This window comes from Nostoc sp. NMS8 (genome assembly GCF_017115045.1).
Classification (GTDB): Bacteria; Cyanobacteriota; Cyanobacteriia; order Cyanobacteriales; family Nostocaceae; genus Nostoc.
Window position 1 is genome coordinate 223,596 of the sequence record NZ_JABXKK010000040.1, and the last position, 7,629, is coordinate 231,224.

Here is a 7,629-nt window from a genome sequence, read left to right on the forward strand (position 1 = left end):
TCTATTCCCTCCTTTTTAAGGAGGGTTAGGGAGGATCGACTTTTAACTGAACTGTTTTGAATTTCAAGTGTGAATTCAAAACTCAGCGCTCACAATTCCTAACTCTTGGAACTGTTTAACTCTCGCTTCTTCTGCCTCTAAAAATAGGTTGCCGATGCCAAACACAATTTCCATCGTGCCTCGATAGCCAACTTTGGTAAATTGACCATTACCTAAGCGGTCATAAATGGGCAATCCGAGACGATAAAGAGGAATCGAGAGGCGCTTTGCGATCGCACCCACATTCGAGTTACCAATTAGCAAATCAGAACCACCCGCTAGACTCTCAAAGTCTTCTAAGTCGCCGATGGTGATGCTCTTTACCGGGAGTTTTTCTAAGAGGTGCGATCGCGTGGTTGTCACCACAGCATGAATTTGACTACCCATCGATTGCAGGAAATGCACTGTTGACCACAACAAATCTGGTTCCAGCGCAAGAGAAACTCGTTTTGCACCGAAGTAAAAGTGAGTGTCCAACATCGCATCTTGCAACTGACGACGTTGGCGGCGGTATTTTTCGGGTACGCTGTTACCGCTCAGAATCGCCAATGCTTGGATAAACTCATCTACTGGTTCTAATCCTGTTAGTTCGCCAAATACCTCGTAAGGTGTGCCAAAGCGTTCTTCTAGAATCTTTGCAGCCCCCCGCATACTTTCACCCAATGCCAGGGTAAAGGCAGAACTACCTACTTCTCGTAGCTGTTTTAAGGTAGTTCCACTGACTGTAACCGCACTATAATTATCCTCTAAATGTCCATCTAGAGAAGCGCCAAGGTCAGGTACAAAGATCGGCACTAGTCCAAAGGAGGTGACTATCTCTTTGATTTCCTGTACATCCCCAGGTGTGAAAGCAGAACCCGCCAAAACCGTGACTTGTTCAGTTCTGAGTCCACCCGCGCGAGGAATTTCCTTAACTATGCTTTCGACAGCAACCGCAAAACCATCTTGCAACGCACCTTTAAAATCTGGGGTAGGTGCAAAAACGATCGCTAAATCATTCAATTCTGGATGGCGATCGCGGATTTCCTTCAGAAAACCCTCAATGTCATCGCCTCTAGTTTCAGTCAACCCAGTACTACATAAACCAATAATTTCTGGGTTAGCTTTTTCCACCAGAGTCAGAATTGCTTGCTCCACATTCTCTTCACCACCCAAAATGGTAGTGACTTCTGTCATCGCTGTGGTAGCTAAAGGAATCGCTTCTCGGAAATGCCGCACGAGGACAACTTTAGCGAAAGCAGTACAACCTTGAGAACCGTGGAATAAAGGCATTGTCCCTTTTAATCCCAAAAAGGCTAAGGTTGCGCCCAAAGCTTGACTTTGCTTGAGGGGATTAACTGTCAGAGCTTTGTTAGTAACGGTAACGATCGCCATTAAACTTCCTCCTCTTCTTCCCAAGGAGCGGGTTTGCGTATTTGTTCCCAAATTGGGCTATACAAAGCTTCGTACAATTCCCGCGCCATTTCAATCATTCCCACATAACCTGCATAAGGATGATGGCGTTCTTGGTTGATATCAAGGAAAGGAATTCGAGCTTTCAAAGCTGTGTATTGGTTACGACCACCAGCAATCAGCATATCTGCGCGAGTGTTTTTAACCACCTGTAGCAATTCCTGAGCGTTGCCTTTCTCTAGCATGATGCCATCGTTGCCGAGCAACTTCTTGATTTTGGCTTTATCTTCCTCAGTACTTTTCCGAGTACTGGTAGCAACAACTTCGATGCCTAAGTCTCTAGCAGCCGAAATAATCGACCAACTCTTAACACCACCTGTATACAACACAACTCGCTTACCTTTGAGTCGAGCGCGATAGGGAGCTAATGCCAAATCTAAAGCAGCAGTTTCTTCGGCAATTAGCTTTTCTGTCCGCTCTTGTAAATCAGCGTCGCCTAATTTAGCAGCGATATTTCGCAGACAACGATTCATATCATCGATGCCGTAGAAAGACTCTTCAATGTAGGGAATGTTGTAACGCTCCTCCATCTTTCTCGCCATATTCAGCAACGCTCGTGAGCAGATCATGACGTTGAGCTTGGCGCGGTGGGCGTAGCGAATTTCATCGTAGCGAGCATCGCCCGTAATTTTAGACAAAATACGGATGCCTAATTTTTCTAACAGTGGTGTGACTCCCCACATTTCACCGGCGATGTTATATTCACCGATTAAGTTAATATCATAGGGCGTTGTATGTTCCGGTTCTGCTGTTCCGACAACATATTCTAATAAAGCTTCACCGCCAAAACGGTTGCCGAGATTTTTACTGCCAATAAATCCTGGTGCAATGACGGGAACAACAGGAATACCAATTTTCTCACCCGCCGCTTTGCAGACAGCATCCATATCATCGCCAATTAAGGCTGTAACACAAGTGGCGTAGACGAATACTGCTGCTGGTTGGTAACGCTCTTTGAGTTCCAGAATCGCCTTGTAGAGTTTCTTTTCGCCACCGAAGATGACATCATTTTCACCCAAGTCAGTGGTAAAGCCCATTTTGTAGAGTAGAGGGCCAGACGACAGACTACCACGACTGCCCCAGGAATTACCAGCACAGGCGATCGGCCCGTGGACTAAATGCGCTGCATCTGCGATCGGTACTAAAGAAATCATTGCACCATCAAAAGCGCAGCCCCCTTGAGCCGCGCCAGGTTGTGCCTGTTGGGCGCATGACTTGTTTTTCTTTTCCGTTTGTTTGTGCTGATTATGCTCGCATCCTGTCTCAGTCAGCAGCTCGTTGATTTTGCCTTGGGTGCTTTTCATCTCTCTTCTCTTAATTGTTAATTGTCCTTTGTCATTTGTCATTTGTCCTTTGAATAACTAACAACTAATGACTAATAACTAATGACCAATGACCAATGACTAACAAATGTATCTTGTGACATCCTCTCCACATACATCGGCAAGGTAAGATAGGGCGCGGAAACGCAATCCTACAAATTCGTCATATAAAGGATTGAGTTTACATAGTGGTGGGATATTAATACACTTCCCAAATAATTTAATTTGTCGCTCAAAGGGACAACAACAAGGAATTGTTTGGCAAATTAGATGAGCGAAGCGATTATGTTTAACCTGAATTCGATCCACCACACGGCGCAACGGATTAAGAAGATTGTGGAACCACCCTGGTTTTTTCTGGTTAGGTGGATGGTAATTAGGATGAGGATGAGTGTGAGTATGTTCGTGAGTGTGATTGATGGTTTCCATTATCAATTCCTTGGGTAAATGCTATCAAGAAAAAGGGGAGTTGGGGATTGGGAGTTGGGGATTGGGAATTGGGCATTGGGCATTGGGCATTGGTTGTTTTCCCAGTCCCTAGTCCCCAGTCCCTAGTCCCTACTCCTCAGTCCCTACTCCCCTTCTTTACCCTTTAATTAACACGTTGTGTTTCTACGCAATTTCTAACGAATCAAGTCGTAGGAAATATCTGTCTTAGAAGGAATGTTGGTGTTGCGATCGATTTCTTCAAACAGGGTGTTTACAGTCCAGTTGAGGAGGTTGATTATACCTTGATAACCAATGGTGGCGTAGCGGTGTAAGTGGTGACGATCCATGATTGGGTAGCCGATTCTCACGAGGGGAATCTTGGTGTCGCGCCACAGGTACTTACCGTAGGTGTTACCAACAAGGAAGTCTACGGGTTCTGTGAACAACAAAGAACGCATGTGCCACAGGTCTTTACCACCCCAAACAGTTGCATGTTGACCGAAGGGGCTAGAAGCAAGCAATTCTTTGATTTCTGCTTCAAATACTTCGTTGGTGTTGTGAACCAAGATATGCACAGGTTCAGCACCCATTTCTAGCATAAAACCAACTACGCTGTATACTAAATCTGGTTCGCCGTAGATAGCGAAGCGCTTGCCGTGAATCCATGAGTGAGAGTCAGTCATGGCATCAACTGCCTGACCGCGTTCAATTTCCAATTGTTCGGGAATGGGGATACCACTCAGTTCGCTGAGTTTCATTAAGAACTCATCAGTACCCTTGATACCCCAAGGGCGGGAAACTGAGGTTGGTTGCTTCCACTCTTTTTCAATATACTCGCGGGTTTTGAGGGTAGAGTGTGCTTGCAGAGCGATCGTAGCTTTACCATTGATTGAATCTTCTGCATCTTCTAGCTTTGTACCACCTGGGTACATATTGAACTCACCAGTGTTTGGTGAATCCAAGTAGTCGCTGTTGTCGGCTAGAATTGTGTAGTCAAAGCCGAACAGCGAAGCAATCCGCTTGATTTCGCGGTTGTTGCCTACGTAGGTGTCAAAACCTGGGATGAAGTTGATTTTACCATTGCTGGTTTCTTTCTTATGACCTGCGGTCAAGTTAGAAAGAATTCCCTTCATCATGTTGTCGTAACCAGTGATGTGGGAACCGACAAAGCTAGGGGTGTGAGCGTAAGGTACTGGGAAATCTTGAGGAACTGAACCAGCTTCCTTGGCGTTGTTGATGAAAGACTGCAAGTCATCACCAATTACTTCTGCCATACAGGTGGTGCAGACAGCGATCATCTTGGGCTTGTACAGTTGGTAAGAGTTCGCCAACCCGTCAATCATGTTTTGAAGACCACCAAACACGGCTGCATCTTCAGTCATTGAAGAAGATACACCAGAGAATGGTTCTTTGTAGTGACGGGTTAAGTGGGTGCGGAAGTAAGCAACGCAACCTTGAGAACCTTGAACAAAAGGTAGAGTACCTTCAAAACCAACAGCAGCAAAGATTGCTCCTAGTGGTTGACAACCTTTAGCAGGGTTAACGGTTAAAGCTTCACGAGCGAAGTTCTTTTCACGATAATCCCAACCCTTTGTCCACTCTGCAACCCGTTGTACTTCTTCGGGTTCGTGACCGTTTTCAAACTGCTTTTTGTTTTCAAATAGCTGTTTGTACTCAGGCTGGTGGAATAACTCGACGTGATCTTGAATTTTTTCTGGATTCTGAGGCATTTCTGGATCTCCAAGGTTACTGAATTCTTTATTGAGCGAGGAATGAGGATTTGAGGCGGGAGTGGGAGATGAGAATATGATTCAAAATTCAAAATGCAAAAATCAAAAGAAATTTTTAATTTTTCAGTTTTGAATTTTGGATTCCCAACTCCCCCCCTGGGGTTTTAGCCCCAGGTTATCCTTACTTATCGCTCTCTCCCATTTCCTTAGACGGCAGCCTTAGCCTTAGCTTCAGCCTTCTTAGCCTGAGCTTTTTCATTCCAAGGAGCGCCAATTAATGACCAGGTTGGGCTGTTGAGTGCCAAGTCCATATCACGAGCGAAGATGGCGAAGCCGTCATAACCGTGATAAGGGCCGGAGTAATCCTTTTTGTGGTTTAATTCTTTTCAACTGTCTAATGTTTGCAGTAAGCAATGTCTCTGCTAAACATTGTTTTCTGAGAACACATTTATTTTTAGCCTAAATATAGGCTAAAAACACAGCGATGCATAATCAGGTTCAGGACTCACCCATCATCTAAATGTTGTCCTGAGCCGGGGCGTTGCTGAATCAAGGGATGATTCTTGTAGGGTGGGCATCCTGCCCGCTTGGAAATACAAAGGACGGGCAAGATGCCCATCCCACAAAGCCAGCAAAATCATGCCGCAAATATGCAACTCCGCCTGGTGTTTATGTTTATCTCTGCAATCACAGCAACAAAGAGCGCACGATGAGAACAAAAGTACTACTAAAATTAGAGAAAGTTAATCTGCGTTTGAAGTCTGCAAAGGCAAAGGTGACAATTAGAGAATCGAATGGAAGTCTGCAATTACGAGCGACGTTACCAATTAAACCGGGAGACAAGGATAACAACGGTACTGGGAGAAAGCAATACAATCTCAGTTTGAATATTCCCGCTAACTTGGATGGACTCAAGACGGCTGAGGAAGAAGCTTATGAATTAGGGAAGTTAATTGCTCGTAAAACGTTTGAATGGAATGATAAATATTTAGGTAATGAGGCAATTAGAAAAGATTTTCAATCTATAGGAGAATTACTTGAAAAATTTGAAGAGGAGTATTTTAAAACTCACAAACGCACAACTAAAAGCGAACATACTTTTTTTTATTACTTTTCCCGTACCAAGAGATTTACGAATCTTCAAGATTTAGCTACTGCTGAACATCTGATAAGTTCAATTGAGCAAATCGATAAAGAATGGGCTAAGTATAATGCAGCTAGAGCGATCGCAGCATTTTGTGTGACATTCAATATCGAAATTGATTTATCGAAATATTTCAAAATGCCGGAGAATAATTCCCGAAATATACCGACCGATGCAGAAATATTTGAGGGAATTATCAAGTTTGAAGATTACCAACATAACAGAGGTAATCAAGTTAATCAAAATGTCCAAAATAGCTGGCAACTTTGGCGCTGGACGTATGGAATGTTAGCAGTTTTTGGTTTACGTCCACGGGAACTTTTTATTAATCCCGATATTGATTGGTGGTTGAGTCAGGAAAATACAGATTTGACATGGAAAGTTGATAAGGATTCTAAGACTGGTGAGAGACAAGCATTGCCATTACATCGGCAATGGATTGATGACTTTGATTTGAGAAATCCTAAATATGTAGAGATGTTAAGGGTTGCGATCGCTAAAAAAGATAACACTAATCATGCGGAGATAACCGCATTAACACAGCGAGTTAGCTGGTGGTTCCGCAAAATAGGATTGGATTTTAAACCTTATGATTTACGCCACGCTTGGGCAATTCGGGCGCATATTTTGGGGATACCAATTAAAGCGGCAGCGGATAATTTGGGGCATAGTGTGCAAGTTCATACTCAAACTTATCAGCGTTGGTTTTCGCTAGATATGAGAAAGTTGGCGATTAATCAGGCTTTGAGTAAGAGGAATCAAGTTGAGTTGATTAGGGAGGAGAATGCAAAGTTGACAATGGAGAATGAGAAGTTGAAGATGGAGATTGAAAAGTTGAAAATGGAGTTGGTTTATAAACGGAGTTAAATTTGTTTAGAAAATTTATGTGGTGCGTTGCACTGCATGACAACTCACCCTACTAGCTACGTGTATTTAACTAGATTTAATATAACTACTGATACTAGTTAGTTATCTTAAGTTTAAGCTTTAATAGATTGCAACAAAATTAGAAACTATGCAAGAAGATGATTTAGAAGAGTTACGTAAAGGATTTCTTGAAGCTATTGCTGCTCAGAAGTTCATAGAATTAAAGCTTTGGAGTGACCGAAGTAATGAAATTAACAAGCTTAAACAACAGTGGAGAAAAATCAAACAAATCTTTACTATTATTCCAGATTTGGATATTGAACCAAATCTCATTAGCTCTAAATAACAAGATTTTGAATCGCAATTACTCAAACTTCAACGGGAATTGGAATATACAAAAACCCAACTTATGGAACAGCAGAAAATAACAAACAATCTTATTAAGCAAAATGCTATGGCTTTAAAACAAATTAAAGAATTAAGTAATTTTATTAATACACCTCCTAATTTAGAGCATATAGATTATTCAGATTTAGACACTTTAAAAAACCTTATTAATGAATTATTATAATTTTTAATATAAAGATGAGTGTGGAAATGTTTCCTTGATTGGTGCTTTAAACCTTGATGGACTGGTTGCGGCGAT

Annotated in this window: 6 protein-coding genes and 1 pseudogene; 3 read left to right on the forward strand and 4 right to left on the reverse strand. The window is 42.6% G+C overall.

Annotated features, from left to right (window positions below; all coding sequences use genetic code 11):
• Positions 1-75: 75 nt before the first annotated feature.
• The 4 genes from nifN to nifK form a co-directional block, all read right to left on the reverse strand.
• Positions 76-1,413: a nitrogenase iron-molybdenum cofactor biosynthesis protein NifN gene (gene nifN, locus HWQ39_RS07055; protein ID WP_292842950.1), complete on the reverse strand. Its 1,338-nt coding sequence runs from the start codon at positions 1,411-1,413 to the stop codon at positions 76-78.
• Entirely contained in the window at positions 1,413-2,795 is a 1,383-nt protein-coding gene (gene nifE, locus HWQ39_RS07060) for a nitrogenase iron-molybdenum cofactor biosynthesis protein NifE (RefSeq protein ID WP_292842952.1), read from the reverse strand. The genes nifN and nifE overlap by 1 nt, the downstream gene beginning before the upstream one ends.
• Positions 2,796-2,894: 99 nt before the next feature.
• A complete protein-coding gene (locus HWQ39_RS07065) occupies positions 2,895-3,242 on the reverse strand; it encodes a Mo-dependent nitrogenase C-terminal domain-containing protein (RefSeq protein ID WP_292842954.1) in 348 nt (115 codons plus the stop codon).
• A gap of 194 nt (positions 3,243-3,436) precedes the next feature.
• Positions 3,437-4,972 (reverse strand): nitrogenase molybdenum-iron protein subunit beta, encoded by a 1,536-nt coding sequence (nifK, locus tag HWQ39_RS07070; protein WP_292842956.1) that lies wholly within the window; start codon positions 4,970-4,972, stop codon positions 3,437-3,439.
• Between the two features lie 678 nt (positions 4,973-5,650).
• On the opposite strand from nifK, the pseudogene HWQ39_RS07075 reads away from it, so the two are divergent.
• From HWQ39_RS07075 to HWQ39_RS07085, 3 genes and pseudogenes are all read left to right on the forward strand, one after another.
• Positions 5,651-6,983, forward strand: a pseudogene (locus HWQ39_RS07075) (site-specific integrase); the annotation flags it as partial.
• Positions 6,984-7,131: 148 nt separating this feature from the next.
• Entirely contained in the window at positions 7,132-7,329 is a 198-nt protein-coding gene (locus tag HWQ39_RS07080) for a hypothetical protein (RefSeq protein WP_292842960.1), read from the forward strand.
• Positions 7,330-7,392: 63 nt separating this feature from the next.
• Positions 7,393-7,554, forward strand: a complete 162-nt coding sequence (locus tag HWQ39_RS07085) for a hypothetical protein (RefSeq protein WP_292842962.1) — start codon at positions 7,393-7,395, stop codon at positions 7,552-7,554.
• Positions 7,555-7,629: the final 75 nt, after the last annotated feature.

Bases quoted from the DNA above. Each gene is read 5' to 3' on its own strand.
- HWQ39_RS07085 (WP_292842962.1), top strand. From the start codon at position 7,393: ATGGAACAGCAGAAAATAACAAACAATCTTATTAAGCAAAATGCTATG.
- nifE (WP_292842952.1), bottom strand. From the start codon at position 2,795: ATGAAAAGCACCCAAGGCAAAATCAACGAGCTGCTGACTGAGACAGGA.
- HWQ39_RS07080 (WP_292842960.1), top strand. From the start codon at position 7,132: ATGCAAGAAGATGATTTAGAAGAGTTACGTAAAGGATTTCTTGAAGCT.
- HWQ39_RS07065 (WP_292842954.1), bottom strand. From the start codon at position 3,242: ATGGAAACCATCAATCACACTCACGAACATACTCACACTCATCCTCAT.
- nifK (WP_292842956.1), bottom strand. From the start codon at position 4,972: ATGCCTCAGAATCCAGAAAAAATTCAAGATCACGTCGAGTTATTCCAC.
- nifN (WP_292842950.1), bottom strand. From the start codon at position 1,413: ATGGCGATCGTTACCGTTACTAACAAAGCTCTGACAGTTAATCCCCTC.